At 67.9% G+C, this 15,509-nt stretch carries 13 protein-coding genes; 7 read left to right on the top strand and 6 right to left on the bottom strand.

Translation table 11 applies throughout. The features are described from left to right. Positions 1-397: 397 nt before the first annotated feature. On the top strand, positions 398-610 hold the full coding sequence (locus M0G41_RS04225) for a DUF2061 domain-containing protein (RefSeq protein WP_248205439.1): 213 nt from the start codon (positions 398-400) through the stop codon (positions 608-610). 224 nt (positions 611-834) lie between these two features. Here M0G41_RS04225 and M0G41_RS04220 read toward each other — a convergent pair whose 3' ends face one another. After that, a complete protein-coding gene (locus M0G41_RS04220) occupies positions 835-3,651 on the bottom strand; it encodes a TonB-dependent receptor plug domain-containing protein (protein WP_248205612.1) in 2,817 nt (938 codons plus the stop codon). 215 nt (positions 3,652-3,866) lie between these two features. Continuing rightward, positions 3,867-4,715: a hypothetical protein gene (locus tag M0G41_RS04215; protein ID WP_248205437.1), complete on the bottom strand. Its 849-nt coding sequence runs from the start codon at positions 4,713-4,715 to the stop codon at positions 3,867-3,869. Between the two features lie 167 nt (positions 4,716-4,882). On the opposite strand from M0G41_RS04215, the gene M0G41_RS04210 reads away from it, so the two are divergent. The 3 genes from M0G41_RS04210 (at position 4,883) to M0G41_RS04200 (ending at position 9,500) form a co-directional block, all read left to right on the top strand. Beyond that, complete coding sequence (locus tag M0G41_RS04210) at positions 4,883-7,333, top strand: TonB-dependent receptor (protein ID WP_248205432.1); 2,451 nt, start codon at positions 4,883-4,885, stop codon at positions 7,331-7,333. Beyond that, on the top strand, positions 7,323-8,924 hold the full coding sequence (locus M0G41_RS04205; RefSeq protein ID WP_248205427.1) for a tetratricopeptide repeat-containing sulfotransferase family protein: 1,602 nt from the start codon (positions 7,323-7,325) through the stop codon (positions 8,922-8,924). The genes M0G41_RS04210 and M0G41_RS04205 overlap by 11 nt, the downstream gene beginning before the upstream one ends. A 75-nt stretch (positions 8,925-8,999) precedes the next feature. Then, positions 9,000-9,500 (top strand): peptidylprolyl isomerase, encoded by a 501-nt coding sequence (locus M0G41_RS04200; protein WP_248205423.1) that lies wholly within the window; start codon positions 9,000-9,002, stop codon positions 9,498-9,500. Positions 9,501-9,587: 87 nt separating this feature from the next. Here the strand turns inward: M0G41_RS04200 and M0G41_RS04195 are convergent, their stop codons facing one another. From M0G41_RS04195 to M0G41_RS04180, 4 genes are all read right to left on the bottom strand, one after another. Continuing rightward, positions 9,588-10,529, bottom strand: a complete 942-nt coding sequence (locus tag M0G41_RS04195; protein ID WP_248205420.1) for an acyl-CoA thioester hydrolase/BAAT C-terminal domain-containing protein — start codon at positions 10,527-10,529, stop codon at positions 9,588-9,590. A gap of 81 nt (positions 10,530-10,610) precedes the next feature. Continuing rightward, positions 10,611-10,841 carry a helix-turn-helix transcriptional regulator gene (locus tag M0G41_RS04190; RefSeq protein WP_248205417.1) on the bottom strand — a complete coding sequence of 77 codons (231 nt, stop codon included), beginning with the start codon at positions 10,839-10,841 and terminating at the stop codon, positions 10,611-10,613. Continuing rightward, positions 10,838-11,449 (bottom strand): hypothetical protein, encoded by a 612-nt coding sequence (locus M0G41_RS04185; protein ID WP_248205415.1) that lies wholly within the window; start codon positions 11,447-11,449, stop codon positions 10,838-10,840. The genes M0G41_RS04190 and M0G41_RS04185 overlap by 4 nt, the downstream gene beginning before the upstream one ends. Before the next feature lie 76 nt (positions 11,450-11,525). Continuing rightward, the gene (locus M0G41_RS04180; RefSeq protein WP_248205410.1) at positions 11,526-11,969 is read right to left on the bottom strand and encodes a M48 family metalloprotease; all 444 of its coding nucleotides are present in this window, start codon (positions 11,967-11,969) and stop codon (positions 11,526-11,528) included. A gap of 158 nt (positions 11,970-12,127) precedes the next feature. Between M0G41_RS04180 and M0G41_RS04175 the strand changes: the two genes are divergently transcribed. From M0G41_RS04175 to prpB, 3 genes are all read left to right on the top strand, one after another. After that, positions 12,128-13,330, top strand: coding sequence for an aminotransferase class I/II-fold pyridoxal phosphate-dependent enzyme (locus tag M0G41_RS04175; protein WP_248205408.1), 1,203 nt, complete (start codon positions 12,128-12,130; stop codon positions 13,328-13,330). A 112-nt stretch (positions 13,331-13,442) separates the two neighbouring features. Further along, on the top strand, positions 13,443-14,426 hold the full coding sequence (locus M0G41_RS04170) for a malate dehydrogenase (RefSeq protein WP_248205403.1): 984 nt from the start codon (positions 13,443-13,445) through the stop codon (positions 14,424-14,426). A 175-nt stretch (positions 14,427-14,601) separates the two neighbouring features. Continuing rightward, on the top strand, positions 14,602-15,495 hold the full coding sequence (gene prpB, locus M0G41_RS04165; protein ID WP_248205398.1) for a methylisocitrate lyase: 894 nt from the start codon (positions 14,602-14,604) through the stop codon (positions 15,493-15,495). Positions 15,496-15,509 lie beyond the last annotated feature (14 nt).

The raw sequence follows: 15,509 nt of genomic DNA, 5'->3' as shown, positions 1-15,509 counted from the left end.
GCGCCCAAGGCGCACCCTATGAGGCTTCGCTGAAGCCCAACGAAGCCCGACTGTAGGAGCGCACATGGGCGCGACCGCGGCGTGGCGTGTTCTCCACAGACCGGGGCAAGGGCGAACCTCCGCGGTCGCGGCCATGTCCGCTCCTACGAAGAGCCCGCCCGATCGGGGTCGGTGGCGAACGTCCGATTTGCACCCGTTCCGGACCTCAGGCCGCCCGCCGCGTCGAGGTCTGGCTGGGCGCCGAGCCCCGCCGTGGCTCGCTGGCCTGCATCGAGGGACAAAGCGGATCCGCGGGCGGGTCGCGATAGGGGTTGGCTATCGTTGAGGTTTGGACAATCCATTGGCTGGATTGAGAACGGATCGCGATACTGCTGACAGTCCACCGGGAGCCACCGACATGGCCAAAACCCTCACCTTCGCCGGCATCCACATGGGCGTTGCCTTCGGGGTCGGCTACGCCTTCACCGGCGACGTGATCGTCGGTGGTGCCCTGGCTCTGGTCGAGCCGGCCTGCAATACGGTGGCCTATTTCTTCCACGAGAAGATGTGGAAGCGCATCGAGGTGCGCCGGGCGAATGGCCGATCCCTGACGTCGATGGTTGGGGCCTAGCGGCAGGCCGGTTTGGGCGCGAAGAAGACCTTCCACAACACCCGAATGTAGTAGCCAGCTTGCTGGCGATCGTCCCATCCGGGGCGTCTATCGCCAGCAAGCTGGCTCCTACAGGGGACCGAGGCGAATGCGAACTTCGCGCCCAAACGCGCCTGTCGGCTCGTCCAAAAAAATGCCCCGGCCGAAGCCGGGGCACGCAGGGCCACTGGGTGGCTCTTGTCGCTTTAGAACTTGACCTCGGCGCGGGCGTAGATGAAGCGGCCGGCGGGCAGGTCGTAGGTCGAGGCGTCGTAACCGTTCAGCGAGCACGACAGGCAGATCGGCGGATCCTTGGCGAAGGCGTTGTTGACGCCAAGGGTCAGCTGGGTGCCCTCGAACCAGGGCGCCTTCCAGCCCACGCGCAGGTCGTGGTACGTGGTCGAGCCGAGGTTGTTCACCCCATTGGCCTGGTCGGAGCAGACCGCAAACGAGGCGGCATCGCCGCAGTCCTCGGTCAGGTCGCTGATGTGACGCAGGCGCCAGGAGGCGACGAAGTCGCCATAGGTCCAGTCGACGTCGATGTTCGAGGTCCACTCGGGGATGGCCGAGTCGTTGACCTCGACGCCCACGCCCTGCGGCTGCAGGGTGCCGAGGCCATCCACCGCCTCGTAGTCGTCGACGATGGTGGTGCTCCAGCTGACCTTGAACTGGCCGATGTCGGTCTCCGGAAGGGTCCAGAAGACGTCGAAGTCGTAGCCGTCGGTTTCGATCTTGCCGAAGTTGACCAGCTGGTTGGCGAAGCCGTTGATGTCGCCGGTGGTGGCACGGGTGATGCCGTTGCAGAACTGCTGTTCCAGCGTCGCCGCGCAGAGGTCGAGCTGGGTCTGCGCGTCGATGGCCTGGATGGCGCCCTCGACCTCGTGGCGGTAGTAGGTGAACTCGAAGTCCAGGCGCTCGGACCAGGCGGTGTTGCTGGCGAAGGCCGGGCTCCACACAAAGCCGGTGGTGAAGCTGTCCGAGAGCTCGGGGTCGAGGTTCGGGTTACCGCCGGTGGTCACCGAGATCTGCGAGTTGATCTGCTGCGATCCGACCGGCACGCCCAGCGCGCGGCAGTTGGCGGCCGGCGCAGTGGGCGGCGAGCCGTCGAGGCCGATCTGGCAGGGATCATCGAGGGTGGCATCGAAGCGTGCGGCGGCGCCGAACAGCTCGCCGATCGACGGGGCGCGGAAGCCCTCGGCGAAGGTGCCACGGAACAGGAACTCCTCGGACAGCTGCCAGCGCAGGCCGAGCTTGCCGGTGGTTTCGCCGCCGAAGGTCGAGTAATCGGAGTAGCGACCGGCGGCGCTGAGGTCGAGCCGCGAGGAGCCCGCCTCGTACACCGGGATGCTGAACTCCAGGTAGTACTCGTCGACGTCGTAGCCGCCGCGGGTGGGCTGCGAGGGCACGCCGTTGTATTCACCGGCGACGGTCAGCGCGTCCGGACGGTACTGGCCCTTCTGGTTGCGCTGCTCGACGCCCGCGGCGAAGGCCAGCGGGCCGGCCGGCATGTCGAACAGATCGCCCGAGACGTTGAACGAGAGCAGGCGCAGCTCGTTCTCGCTGAAGTCGCGGACCACCGGCTGGATGTAGTTCAGCATCGCCGGGGTGATCGAGCCGGGGCCGCTGAAGATGTTGAGCGGGACGCACTGCGGATCGGCGTTGCAGGCCGCCACCGGGCCGAGGGCCAGGTTGATCCGGCGGATGTTGTACGAGCCGAAGTTGGTCTGGTTCGCCTCGTTCTTGCTGCGGACGAAGTTCAGGTCCCAGAACAGCGCGCGGTCACCCAGCTCGAACATGCCCTCGAGGCCGGTGGCGATGTACCAGGTGTCGACGTCCTGGAAGAAGCGGCGCGGGCCGCCTTCGATCGGACGCCGGCCGACCAGCACCAGGTTGGCGCCGGGGCCGCTGGAGATCAGGTCGAAGCCGAACGGATTGAACGGATTGCTGGCCGAAATCAGGATGTTGTCGGCATACGGGTTTCCGGTGCCGGCGCCCGGGCCGAGGAAGATCGGCTCAGGGGCGGCCTGGTTCAGCGACTCGCGGGTGTTGTAGAGCACCCGGGTGTACCAGTTCACGCCGTTGTCGAAGCTGAAGGTGGTCTGCCCGAACACGCCCTTGCGCTCGTTCGGGGTCAGCATCAGGTTGAACTGGGAGAAGTTGAAGCGCGTCGCGGTGGTGAACGGGATGAAGTCCTGCGGGTAGCGCGGACCGTTCGGGAAGAACTGGCCGTTCGGCGTGGTGATGTTGCGGGTTACGCCGGTGTTCGGGTCGGTGAAGATGAAGCGGCCGTTCGGGGTGGCCGAACTGCCGAAGGTCAGCCCGGTGCCGGGAACCGGTACCGAGGACGGGCCGTAGACCGTCGAGCTGATGCCGTCCTGCTCATTGTGGCTGGCGGCCATGAAGAAGCTGAAGTTGTCGCCGGTGCCGCCAAAGGCGATCTCGCCGGCCTTGGTGTCGCCGCCTTCCTCGTACTCGCCGTAGTAGACCGAGGCCGAGGCGCCGTCGAAGCTCTTGCGGGTGATGATGTTCACCACGCCGGCGATGGCGTCGGAACCGTAGATCGAGGAAGCGCCGTCCTCAAGCACCTCGATGCGCTCGATGATCGCAACCGGGATGGTGTTGAGGTCGGTGGAGCTGGACACGCCCGAGGCCGAGGCCTCATTCACCCAGCGGATGCCGTCGACCAGGATCAGCACGCGCTTGGTGCCGAGGTGGCGCAGGTCCACGGTGGCCGAGCCGGCGCCGACGCCGGAGCCGTCGGGCGGGAAGCCGAAGTTTCCGCTCGAGTTGAACTTGGTGTTCAGGGACGAGCCGGAGCCGGTCAGCTGCTGGACGATATCGGCCACCGAGGTGAGGCCGGTGCGGGCGATGTCCTCGCGGCTGATCGTGGTGATCGGCGTCTGGCCTTCGATTTCGGCCTTCTTGATCCGCGACCCGGTCACTTCGACGCGATCGAGGGTGGCGGCGTCCTGGGCGACCGCCAGCGCGGGCAGGACCGCGGGTGCAGCGACGGCCAGGCTCATCCAGAGTGCGCGACGGATGCCCGTCGACAACGGCGTACGATTCGACTTCATGCAGTGCTCCGCGTGGTTTTCGTGTGGGACGCGCCGTGCGCGCCGTGAACTGCGTCGGGAACCAGCCCCCCTGGGTTCCCCTCCCGACGTCACGGGTTTTTAACGTTTCCGGCACAACTTGTATAGGGAAAGACCCGTACCCAAGGCCTGGGTTTGGGTGCCGTTCAGCTTTCCAGCTCGACCCGGTCGGCGCCCAGAAGCTGCTCCAGCGCGTCCAGCGCCTGCTGAAACAAGGGGTTGAGGGCCGGAGCGATCAGACTTTCCCGATCGATCCCCTCGGTCCAGCCGAAGATCGACTGTCGGAGCTGTTCCTCGCTGCGCACCCGGTGAAGCAGGTCGTCGAGCAGGCGCGACAGCTCGCGCGGTGTCGGCGAGGCGTCAATCGCCGTGAATACCTCGGCCAGCGCGGCTAGCAGCGGCTGCGCCTCGGTCGGCAGGCCGAAGTCTTCCGCGCGATAGGCGAGGTAGGCGCGCTCGGCATTGGTCCAGACCCGGTAGCTGCGTCGGGCCAGCGAGTGGTAGATCGGCTCTTCGCTGATCAGGGCGAGCAGGAAATTGCGCGGGTTGGCGTGGACACTGGCGTTGCCCGCCGACCACTCACCATCCTCGACAAAGCCGACCAGGCGCAGGTGGTCGGCGAACGGGGCGGCCTGCAGCTGGTCGAGGATCAGCAGGGTGCGTGCTGCCTCCGAATAGGCGCATGCCTCGGTCACCACCCGCTCGAAGGCACCGAGCGCGGGTTCCGGCGGGCCACCGGCCGCCTCCTCGACCAGGCTCAACGAGCGCGCGGGCGGCGGCGGCTCCGGGCGGCTGAAGTCGTGGTACAGGACATGATCGTAGGCCAGGGCGTGGCCCAGCGCGTGCGCAAAGGCGGTCTTGCGCCGCCCCGCACTGCCGTCGACATGCAGCACCCGGAGGTGCCCCAGCTCGGCCTCGAACAGGCAGCGCAGGGCGAAGTCGTAGTCATCATTGGACTCGAAGCCGTACTCGGCCAGTCGTTTGCGCAAGCTCACGGTGATCGGCTGCCGGGGGAATGCACGCGAGTGTAGCCAGCCTGCGCCAGCCGGGGGCAATTTCCTGGTTGCGGGCCGGGCGGGGGACGGAGAGACTGCTCCGGCCGCGGGACGCGGGAGGGCCTTCCCCGGCGACGATCAACCAGTCCAGACATCCCGGGGGTAGCATGAACAGGTCCACCATCCGGCGTGGGGTGCCACGCCGTTCGCAGCTCGCCGCAGCGATCTCGGCGCTGCTGCTCGGCGCCGGCCTGTCCGCGCCGGCGCTTGCCGAGGAGCCCGCCGGGCCCGGCGCCGAGGAGCGCAAGGCCAAGGAGCTGGAGGCGCTGGTGGTCACCGCCACCCGCCGCGCCAAGAGCGCGCAGGAAGTGCCGCTGAACATTTCCGCCATCGACGGCGAGAACCTGCGCCAGCAGGGCGTTGGCAGCCTCGCCGAGCTGGGCCGCGTGGTGCCGGGCCTGTTCGTGCTAGACCAGGGCGCACGCGCGTCGAACCAGATCATCGTCCGCGGCCTGAATGCCGACCCGGTCGCCGCCTCCGAGGCGCTGGGCAATGGCAGCGGCGGCACGGTGGCCACCTACATCGGCGAGATTCCGCTGTACGTCGACCTGCGCATGGAGGACCTGGAGCGGGTCGAGGTGCTGCTCGGCCCGCAGGGCACGCTGTACGGTGCCGGCACGCTGGGCGGCGCGATCCGCTACATCCCCAAGCGCCCGGAAATGAACGCCAGCACCGTCGAGGTTCGCGGCTCGGGCTACGGCCTGTCCAAGAGCGGCGGCATCGGCGTCAAGGGTGGCAGCACCCTGAACATCCCGCTCGGCGAGACCTTCGCCCTGCGCGCCAACGTCAACTATCTCGATGATCCGGGCTTCATCGACTACAACTTCCTTGTGCGCCAGCCGGGCGTGTCGGACCCCGAGCCGGCCCCGGGCCGCGAAAGCGACAACCTGCGCCAGCGCAAGGACGCCGACGACCAGCAGACCCTGACCACGCGATTGGGCTTCCGCTGGCTGCCGGTGGACTCGGTGGACGTGAACCTCACCCACTACTACCAGAGCCAGGAAGTCGGCGCCCGGACCATCAACCACGAGGTGGCCTTCAACACCGGCCGCTACGAGTCCGCGCACCGCTTCCTCGAGCCCAACGACCGCGAGAACGCGCTCACCGCGCTCGAGATTACCGCCGACCTCGGTTTTGCCGAGCTCACCTCGGCGACCGGCTACAGCACCTATGACGAGCGCGGCCAGCGCGACCAGACCGACCTGCTGATCACCCTCGAGTACAGCTACGAGGCCTTCCCGGCCTTCGCCGCCTTCACCCGCGAGGATCAGGACGAGCGCACCCTTAACCAGGAGCTGCGCCTGGTCTCCACCGACGAGGGCCCGCTGAGCTGGATCCTCGGCGGCTTCTACAACGAGCTGAAGGTGGACGCCCAGTCGCGCGAGTTCACCCCGGGCTACAGCCAGTACCTCGGCGGCGGCCGCCCGGACAACCTCGAGTATTTCTCGGTCAACCGCACCGACCTCAAGGAGAAGGCGATCTTCGGCGAGCTGGGCTACGAGTTCACCGATCGCTGGCAGGTCACGGTCGGCGCGCGTTTCTACGACTACGACCTCGATACCCAGGACGCGGTGGACTTCCCGCTGTTCAACTCGGTGTTCGGCGGCGCCGGCCCCGATGAGATCAACCTCGATTTCGAACAGGGCGGACAGTCGGATAGCGGCAACCTGTTCAAGTTCAACACCTCCTACCAGTTCAGCGAGGCAGTGCTGGGCTACTTCACGGTCAGCGAGGGCTACCGGATCGGCAACTCGAACGGCATCGCACCCTGCCCGGATCCGCTGCCGCCGAACCAGATCGCCTGCGCGCTGCCGGACGAGCTCCAGTTCTTCCCGGACAAGACCACCAATTACGAGATGGGCCTGCGCACGCAGCTGTTCGATCGCCGGCTGACCCTCAACGGATCGATCTACCACATCGACTGGGAGGATCCGCAGCTGGCCGGCACGACGGAGAACGCGGCCCTGCCGATCACCCGCAACGGCGAGGGCGCCGAGTCGCAGGGCATCGAGGTCAACTTCAACGCCCTGCTGACCGACTTCCTCAGCCTGCGCGGCAGCTTCGCCTATACCCGGGCCGAGCTGACCGAGGACGCGCCAGGTCTGCTCAATACCATCGCGCCGCCCGGCTTCAGCCCGCGCATCGACGTCGACGGCCGCGCCGGCGACCGCCTGCCAGGCTCGCCCGAGAAGCAGGCCAACCTGTTCGCCAGCTACCTGATGGAGCTGGAAGGAGATCGCTACCTGACCTTCAACTACGGCGTCTCGGCCATCGGCAACATCCTCACCCGCACCGGCGGGCGCGCGGATGGCGAGAAGCTCCCGGGCTTTGCCGTGCACAACGCATCGCTGGTGCTCGATGGCTACAACTGGTCGGTGACCCTGTATGCCGAGAACGTGCTCGACAGGTTCGCCCGCACCGGCGCGCGCAGCAGTCGGCCCTACGTGCAGACGGTGAGCGACGAGAACGGCGACCCTGTCACCGTGCGTCGCTACTACCACGACGTGCTGCGGCCGCGGGAGGTGGGGCTTAGTTTCGTCTACTACTTTGACCTCTAGCGAAACCCGTCGCGCCGCGCTCGACGCGGCGCGCGCGGCGCTGGCGGCGCGCGAGTTCCAGCGCTGCCACGCCACCTGCATCTCGCTGCTGCAGCAGGACCCGCGCTGCGCCGAGGCCCTGTTCCTGCTCGGCGTGATCGCGGCCGAGCACGACAACTTCGCCAAGGCCGTAGAGGTGTTCGACCGGGTGCTCGCAACCGGCCCGCCCCAGGCCGAGGTCCACGCACAGCGCGCACGCTGCCTGCTGCCGCTGCAGCGGCATCGGGAGGCACTGGAGGCGGCCCGCGCCGGTCTGGCCTGCGGGCCGCGCGACGCGCTGACCTTCGATACGCTGGGCGTGGCGCTGACCCGCGCCGGCGCCCAGGACGAGGCGGTCGAACCCTTCCGCGAAGCCTGCCGGCGGGCGCCGGAAGTGTCCGGCTATCGCTACAACCTGGGTTCGGCGCTGCAGTTCGTGGGTGATTTCTCCGGTGCCGAGTCCGCGTACCGCCAGGCCCTGGACCTCGACCCCGCCGACCATCGCGCCTGGTCCGCGCTTTCCCAGGTCGCCGCCGGCGGGCTCGGCGCGGTCGATCAGGCCCGCCTCCACCAGCAGATGCGTCGAGATGGGCTTGACGCGGATGCCGCCCTGCATCTTCACCACGCCCTGGCTGCCCAGCGTGAGCGCGAGGGCCGCCCGGCCGAGGCCTTGGCCCTGCTGGAGCAGGGCAAGGCAGCCAAGCGCGAGGCGCTGGGCTACCGCTTCGAGGCCGACGCTGCCATGTTCGAGGCCGCCCTGCGCATCGATCCGGCGCGGCCGGCGGCGGATGCCTGCCCGAGTGAGGAGCCGATCTTCATCGTCGGGCTGCCGCGCACCGGTACCACCCTGGTCGAACGCATCCTGTCCTCGCACCCGGAGGTGTTCGCTGCCGGCGAACTGACCCACTTCGCGGTGGCGGTGAAACGCTGCGTGGCCACGCCCGGCCGCCATGTGCTGGATGCCGATACGTTGCGCTCGGCCGCGCTGCATCCGCTGTCCGGGGTCGGGCAGGCCTTTCTCGACAGCACCCGCCCGCGCACCGGCCGGACGCCGCGCTTCATCGACAAGATGCCGCTGAACGTCTTCTATGCCGGGCTCATCCACCGCGCGCTGCCGCGGGCGCGGATCATCTGCCTGCGCCGGCATCCGCTGGACAGCTGCCTGTCGAACTACCGCCAGCTGTTCGCCACCGGCTTCAGCTACTACAACTATGCCTACGATCTGGCCGACTGCGGACGCTACTGGCTCGGCTTCGACGCGCTGTGCCGCCATTGGCGGGCCACGCTGGGAACGGCCTGGCTCGAAGTGCACTACGAGGACGTGGTCGACGAACTGGAGGCTCAGGCGCGGCGCCTGCTGGAACACTGCGGGCTCGACTGGCATCCCGCCTGCCTCGACTTCCATCGCAATGCGGCGCCGGTCGCCACGGCCAGTTCGGTTCAGGTGCGCCAGCCGCTCTACCGCAGCTCGGTCGGGCGCTGGAAGCGGTACGGAGCGTTGCTCGATCCGCTGCGCCGGACGCTGGGCAGGCGGCTTGAGGACTGGGAGGCCGAGCGCGGCTGCGGCGGATGATGCTGGCCGCGGCCTGCCGCAGGCCGGATAATACGGGGCTCCCCCGCGCCCCGAAGGCGCCCTGCAGAGAAGCCCATGTCCGAGCTGACCGCTGAATTCGACACCGACCGCGGCACCATCCGCGTTGCCCTGCACGCCGACAAGGCGCCGCTGACCGTGGCCAACTTCGTCAACCTCGCCAAGCGCGGGTTCTACGATGGCCTCAATTTCCACCGCGTGATCAACGATTTCATGATCCAGGGCGGCTGCCCGCAGGGTAGCGGCACCGGCGGCCCAGGCTACCGCTTCGAGGACGAGGTCAAGACCGGCCTCTCGCACAACCGCGGCGTGCTGTCGATGGCCAACGCGGGCCCCGGCACCAATGGCAGCCAGTTCTTCATCACCCACGTCGCCTGCCCCTGGCTCGACGGCAAGCACACCGTGTTCGGCACCGTCACCGAAGGCCAGGATGTGGTCGACGCCGTGCGCCAGGGTGACAAGATCAAGTCGCTGACCATTCACGGCGACGCCGAGGCCGCGATCGCCGCCAAGGCCGACCGCGTGGCCGAGTGGAACAAGGTGCTCGACAAGGCCTGATCGGGGCCCTCGCCTGATGCAGCCCGGCGCCCGTGCGACCGGGCCGCGTCTTTCCCGCCTCCCGCCTCCCGGCGCATGGCAAAGCACTCAGTGCTGTATCGCGGAAGGCTGAGGGCGAGGCGCGCAGTCCGGAAGCGTGGCGACGTGTTCGCGCAGGAACGCCTCGACCCGGTCGAAGTGCCGGATCGATTCGGCGTGACCGCCGGGCACCTCGATCAGCCTGTGGGCGTGGTCGAAACCTGCCGCGTCGAGGCGTTCGACGATGCGCTGCGACATTCCAAGCGCCGGCCACATCTCGTCCTCGCTGGCTGCGACCAGCAGCAGCGGGCCCTTGATGCGTTCGACCGGGATGCGTGCCGCTGGCGCCGCCTCGCCATCGAGGATGCGCTGCATCACGGCGCCGATATCCCCACGCAGGAAATCCCAGGTCGCCGACCACGGCATCGGTGCGAAGGGCAGGGGCTGGCCGTCCTTGCTCCATGAGGATGTGGTCATCGCATCGGTATGCGCGGGAAACACGGTGTCTGCCGGTGACAGGGCGACCACGGCGTCGATGTCGGGATAGTGGGCGCCCATCGCAAGGGCCAGTTCAGCGCCTTTCGATCCGCCAACAAGAATCACGCATTGCTTGCTGACCGCTGCGGACTGCTGCGCTCTCTGGATCGCGGCGTGCACGCCGTCCAGCGCGATGCGGTCCAGCCGTTCGGGCGTGCCGGGCATGCCGAAATAGCCCAGGGAGAGGAAGGCATAGCCCTGCGCCTGGAAGCGATCACGCTGCGCCATCCAGCGATCGCTTGCCCAGCTGTTGCCGCCCTCGGCACCGCCGAGGCCGACGATCAGCGGTCGCGGCGGGCCTTCCGGTGCATACAGCTGCGCATCGACCTCGCCGTGCAGTGACGGCAAGGTCTCGGTGTCGAAGCTGTAGACCACGTACAGGCTGTAGCCGACCAGCAGGGCGAACAGGGCCAGGAGGCCGAGCAGGCCGCGCAGTGCCCAGGTGGTCAGGCGGGAACGTCGGGTGGCGGGCATGGTTGTTGGCCTTATGGTGGCGGGTAGGGCAGGGCTTCGGCGACGTCCGGATGACGCCGCAAAGGGGAGCTGAGTGACGGGTCAGGCGGTCTGGTCGGGCGACTCGTTCCAGAAGAACACCTCGTCGACACCGAGTCCGAACTCGCGGGCCAGGCGCATCGCCAGCTCCAGCGAGGGCGCGTAGCGGCCGCCTTCGATCGCGATGATGGTCTGGCGGGTCACGCCGACCCGGCGGGCCAGCGCCTCCTGCGACAGCTCGCCGTGCTCGAAGCGCAGGCGGCGCAGGTGGTTGCCGACCGCCGAGCCGCTCATCGCTCAGCGCGTTCCGCGGTGGCATCCAGCGCGTAGCAGCGCAGCCGGACCAGGGCATCGGCGACGACCGAGAGCATCAGCACCAGGATCAGACCATGGGCGATGGCGGCATGACTGAGCTGGCCGATCCACCCCCCTCGGACGAAGCCAAGCGCGAGAATCATGGCGATGAGCAGGGCGACCAGCGTGTAATAGCCGGCCTGCATGCCGAGCTGGGCGAAGTGGCTGTCGCGCTCGTCGCTGCGCGGCTCGGGATCGCGGGCGATCAGGTAGGCCAGCACCGCGCCGGCGACCAGGGTCCAGCTGTCGATGCCCATGGCATGGGCGGCCGGCGTGTGCAGCGCAAGCTCGGGGCCGATGCGCCAGAGCGTGGTCAGCAGATGACCACAGACCACCGCGTGCCCGGCCAGCGAGACCCACAGCTGGCGCTCCGGGGTCCCGGGGGCGGCTTCCTCGAGCAGGCCCCAGCGTCGGCGTACGGCCAGCGCGACCAGGAGCATGGCTGCCAACCCCAGCAGGCCGCCCGGAACCGGCAGGCGCCCGCCGATCGAGGCCAATGCCACGCCGAAGCCGAGGGCGCTGGCGAACACGAGGAGGAGCTGCGTCATATGTAAGCTATACAAGACATGGTGTCCGGTGAACATTACATATCGTCCGCTTCCACCACAAGCGGCCAGCGCTCGCTCAGGGGGGCAGCGAGTCGATTCGCTGCCGGTACTCGTTCAGCGCATCGGTGGCGCGGGGCGGGGCCGGGCTCAGGCTCAGGCTCTCGAACTCGTCACGCAGGCGCTGCAGCAGATCGACCCCGGCACGCGCGTCGAAGCCGGTTTCGCCAAGGCGCGCCGCGGCCCAGGCGTCGGCCTCCAGCTCCAGCGGCAGACGTTCGCCTGCATTGCGCGGTGGCCGGTGTCCGAGTCGCAGGTGGGCCAATTCGTGGGCCAGCAGGAAGGCACGCTCGTTCTCGCCCACGGTGCGCGCCAGCATGCCGCGACTGAGCCAGATCTCGAAGCCGTAGCGGATCTCGGCCAGCGGCAGCTCGGTGTCGTAGAGGCGAAACTTCAGCCAGCGGCAGTCCGCATCGAGGCGGCACAGAAGCTGCTGCAGCGAAGCCTCGACTTCCGGGTCCACCCATGCCGGCGGCCGATTGCGGTAGGCCTCGGTACAGCCCCCGAGCAGGCACAGGAAGATCAGCGCAAGGACTTTCAGAGGGGGGCTACCGGAGCGGGGCGGGCAGGGGCCCTATGCTAAACTCCCGCGCCTGTTTTTCCCCCGCTGATGGAGCCGAAATGCCCGCGCTAGCCCGCCGTATGAGCCGTGCCAAGCCCAGTGCCATCATGGCCGTTGCCGAGAAGGCCAAGGCGCTGAAGGCTGCTGGCCGCGACATCATCAGCTTCTCCATCGGCGTGCCCAATTTCCTGCCCGGCGACCACGTCTACGCCGCCGCGCGCCAGGCGCTGGAGAAGGACTCCGGTCAGTACGGCAGCAACCGCGGCGCCGACGCCCTGCTCGACGCCTTCCTCGGACACATCGAGGCGCTGGGCCTGACCGGTTACACCCGGGCCAACTGCTCGACCGGCATCGGCGCCAAGCACATTCTCTACAACCTGGCCGAGGCCCTGCTCGACGAGGGCGATGTGATCGCCTTCCCGACGCCGTACTGGACCACCTACGTCGACATCGCCGACATCTGCAATGCCAGGGCGGTGACCTTGCCGTGCCCCGCCGAGCAGAACTACAAGCTGCTGCCGGCCCAGCTCGACGCTGCGCTGGCCGAGCACAAGCCCAAGGTCTTCCTGTTCAACAACCCGTCGAACCCGACCGGGATGGTCTACACCCGCGAGGAGATCGCCGCGCTGGCCAAGGTGCTGGTCAAGCACCCCGAGACCTGGATCATCACCGACGACATCTACAACACGATGATCTTCGACGACATCGGTTACCACAATTTCGTCCATGTCGAGCCCTCGCTGCGCGACCGGGTGATCTTCGTCGACTCGCTGTCCAAGACCTATGGCATGCCCGGCTGGCGCGTCGGCTTCATGGCCGGTCCCGAGATCGTCGCCAAGGCGCATACGACGCTGAACTCCAACCACATCACCAACATCCCGGAAGTGACCACGGCCGCTGCCGTGGCCGCGCTGTCAGGCCCGCAGGACGTGCCGCGCGAGCGGACGCTCGAGTTCCAGCAGAAGCGCGACCAGGTGCTGGCGGTGCTGGGCAGCGTGCCCGGCCTGAAGTGCCCGCGGCCGCAGGGTGCCTTCTACGTGTTTCCGGACATCTCCTTCGCTTTCGGCAAGTCGCACAACGGGACCCGGATCAACAACGACGTCGACCTCTGCAATGCGCTGCTCGAGGCCAAGGGCGTTGCCTGCGTGCCCGGCTCGGCCTTCGGCGAGCCCAATGCGCTGCGCATTTCCTACACCTGCCCCACCGCCCAGCTGGCCGACGGCATCGAGCGCATCCGCGCCTTTCTGACCGAGCTGGCGTAATTGCCGTGATTCGTGATTGGTGATGGGTGATTCGCAAGAGCAGGAAGCCCTCGCGGATCGCAACGCCAACGCACGAATCACGAATCACGATTCACCAATCACGGAGCCATCCATGAAGACCCCCGTTCGCGTTGCAGTCACCGGCGCCGCCGGTCAGATCGGCTACTCGCTGCTGTTCCGTATCGCCTCCGGCGAGATGCTGGGCCGTGACCAGCCGGTCATCCTGCAGATGCTCGAGCTGCCGATGGAGAAGGCCCAGGCCGCCCTGCGTGGCGTGATGATGGAGCTTGAAGACTGCGCCTTCCCGCTGCTGGCCGGGATGGTTGGGACGGATGATCCGGAAGTCGCCTTCAAGGACGCCGATGTCGCCCTGCTGGTCGGCGCGATGCCGCGCGGCCCGGGCATGGAGCGCAAGGACCTGCTGCTGAAGAACGCCGAGATCTTCACCGTGCAGGGCAAGGCGCTGAACAAGGTCGCCTCGCGTGGCGTCAAGGTGCTGGTGGTCGGCAACCCGGCCAACACCAACGCCTACATCGCCATGAAGTCGGCGCCGGACCTCGACCCGAAGAACTTTACCGCCATGCTGCGCCTCGACCACAACCGCGCCCTGTCGCAGCTGGCGACCAAGGCTGGCGTGCCGGTGGCCGACATCGAGAAGCTGGTGGTCTGGGGCAACCACAGCCCGACCATGTACCCCGACTACCGCTTCTGCACCGTCGGCGGCGCCTCGCTGAAGGACAAGATCGGCGACGAGGCCTGGAACCGTGAGACCTTCATTCCCAAGGTCGGCAAGCGTGGCGCGGCGATCATCGAAGCCCGCGGCCTGTCCTCGGCCGCCTCGGCCGCCAACGCCGCCATCGACCACATCCACGACTGGGTGCTGGGCACCAACGGCAAGTGGGTGACCATGGGCATTCCGTCGGACGGCAGCTATGGCATCCCGAAGGACGTCATGTACGGCTACCCGGTCACCTGCAAGGACGGCAAGTACACCATCGTCCAGGACCTGCCGATCGACGACTACTCGCGCGAGATGATGAACAAGACCCTCGCCGAGCTGGAGGAAGAGCGCGCCGGCGTGGCGCACCTGCTCTGATCCCGCGCGCCGCGCCCCGGCCGCATGGCGGGGCGCGGGCTGGTCGCGCCGTCGCGACCGCCTTGACTGACAGACCTGCATCCCCGTTCGTGCTGAGGTATCGAAGCACGTGCGGGTCGCGCCGCCGCCGCTCGCCCTTCGATACCTCAGGGCGAACGGTTCTGGAGCCACCCGAATGAGCACGAGCCCTTCCCCCGGCGCCCGCTTCCGCGCCGCCCTCAAGGCCGAATCGCCGCTGCAGGTGATCGGCGCCATCAACGCCAACCACGCCCTGCTGGCCCAGCGCGCCGGCTACCGCGCGATCTACCTGTCCGGCGGCGGCGTGGCGGCGGGCTCGCTGGGCCTGCCGGATCTCGGCATCAGCGGGCTGGAAGACGTGCTGATCGACGTGCGCCGGATCACCGACGTCTGCGACCTGCCGCTGCTGGTGGATATCGACACCGGCTTCGGTCCCAGCGCCTTCAATATCGAGCGCACTGTGAAGTCGCTGATCAAGGCCGGCGCCGCCGCCTGCCATATCGAGGACCAGGTCGGCGCCAAGCGCTGCGGTCATCGCCCGGGCAAGGAAGTGGTCAGCACCGAGGAAATGATCGACCGGGTCAAGGCCGCGGCCGATGCGAGGACCGATCCCGACTTCTTCCTGATCGCGCGCACCGATGCCATCCAGGTGCACGGCGTGGACGCTGCCATCGAGCGCGCCATCGCCTGCGTCGAGGCCGGCGCCGACGGCATCTTTGCCGAGGCCTCCTACGACCTCGATACCTACAAGCGCTTCGTCGAGGCGGTGAAAGTACCTGTTCTGGCCAACATCACCGAGTTCGGCAAGACTCCGCTGTTCACCCGCGACGAGCTGGCTTCGGTGGGCGTTGGCATCCAGCTCTATCCGCTGTCCGCCTTTCGGGCGATGAACAAGGCCGCCGAGGCTGTGTACACCGCGATCCGTCGCGACGGCCACCAGAAGTCGGTGATCGATGCGATGCAGACCCGCGAGGAACTGTACGAGCGGATCGGTTACCACGCCTTCGAGCAGAAGCTCGACGCGCTGTTCGCCAAGGGCAAGGGCGGCTAGGGGGCAGGCCGGTC

This window comes from Pseudomarimonas salicorniae, assembly GCF_023156535.1.
Classification (GTDB): Bacteria; Pseudomonadota; Gammaproteobacteria; order Xanthomonadales; family Xanthomonadaceae; genus Pseudomarimonas; species Pseudomarimonas salicorniae.
Note: the sequence above shows the minus strand (reverse complement) of the source record. Positions and strands in the feature narration are given on the sequence as shown.

Bases quoted from the DNA above. Each gene is read 5' to 3' on its own strand.
- M0G41_RS04225 (WP_248205439.1), top strand. From the start codon at position 398: ATGGCCAAAACCCTCACCTTCGCCGGCATCCACATGGGCGTTGCCTTC.
- M0G41_RS04220 (WP_248205612.1), bottom strand. From the start codon at position 3,651: ATGAGCCTGGCCGTCGCTGCACCCGCGGTCCTGCCCGCGCTGGCGGTC.
- M0G41_RS04210 (WP_248205432.1), top strand. From the start codon at position 4,883: ATGAACAGGTCCACCATCCGGCGTGGGGTGCCACGCCGTTCGCAGCTC.
- M0G41_RS04200 (WP_248205423.1), top strand. From the start codon at position 9,000: ATGTCCGAGCTGACCGCTGAATTCGACACCGACCGCGGCACCATCCGC.
- M0G41_RS04195 (WP_248205420.1), bottom strand. From the start codon at position 10,529: ATGCCCGCCACCCGACGTTCCCGCCTGACCACCTGGGCACTGCGCGGC.
- M0G41_RS04190 (WP_248205417.1), bottom strand. From the start codon at position 10,841: ATGAGCGGCTCGGCGGTCGGCAACCACCTGCGCCGCCTGCGCTTCGAG.
- M0G41_RS04185 (WP_248205415.1), bottom strand. From the start codon at position 11,449: ATGACGCAGCTCCTCCTCGTGTTCGCCAGCGCCCTCGGCTTCGGCGTG.
- M0G41_RS04175 (WP_248205408.1), top strand. From the start codon at position 12,128: ATGCCCGCGCTAGCCCGCCGTATGAGCCGTGCCAAGCCCAGTGCCATC.
- M0G41_RS04170 (WP_248205403.1), top strand. From the start codon at position 13,443: ATGAAGACCCCCGTTCGCGTTGCAGTCACCGGCGCCGCCGGTCAGATC.
- prpB (WP_248205398.1), top strand. From the start codon at position 14,602: ATGAGCACGAGCCCTTCCCCCGGCGCCCGCTTCCGCGCCGCCCTCAAG.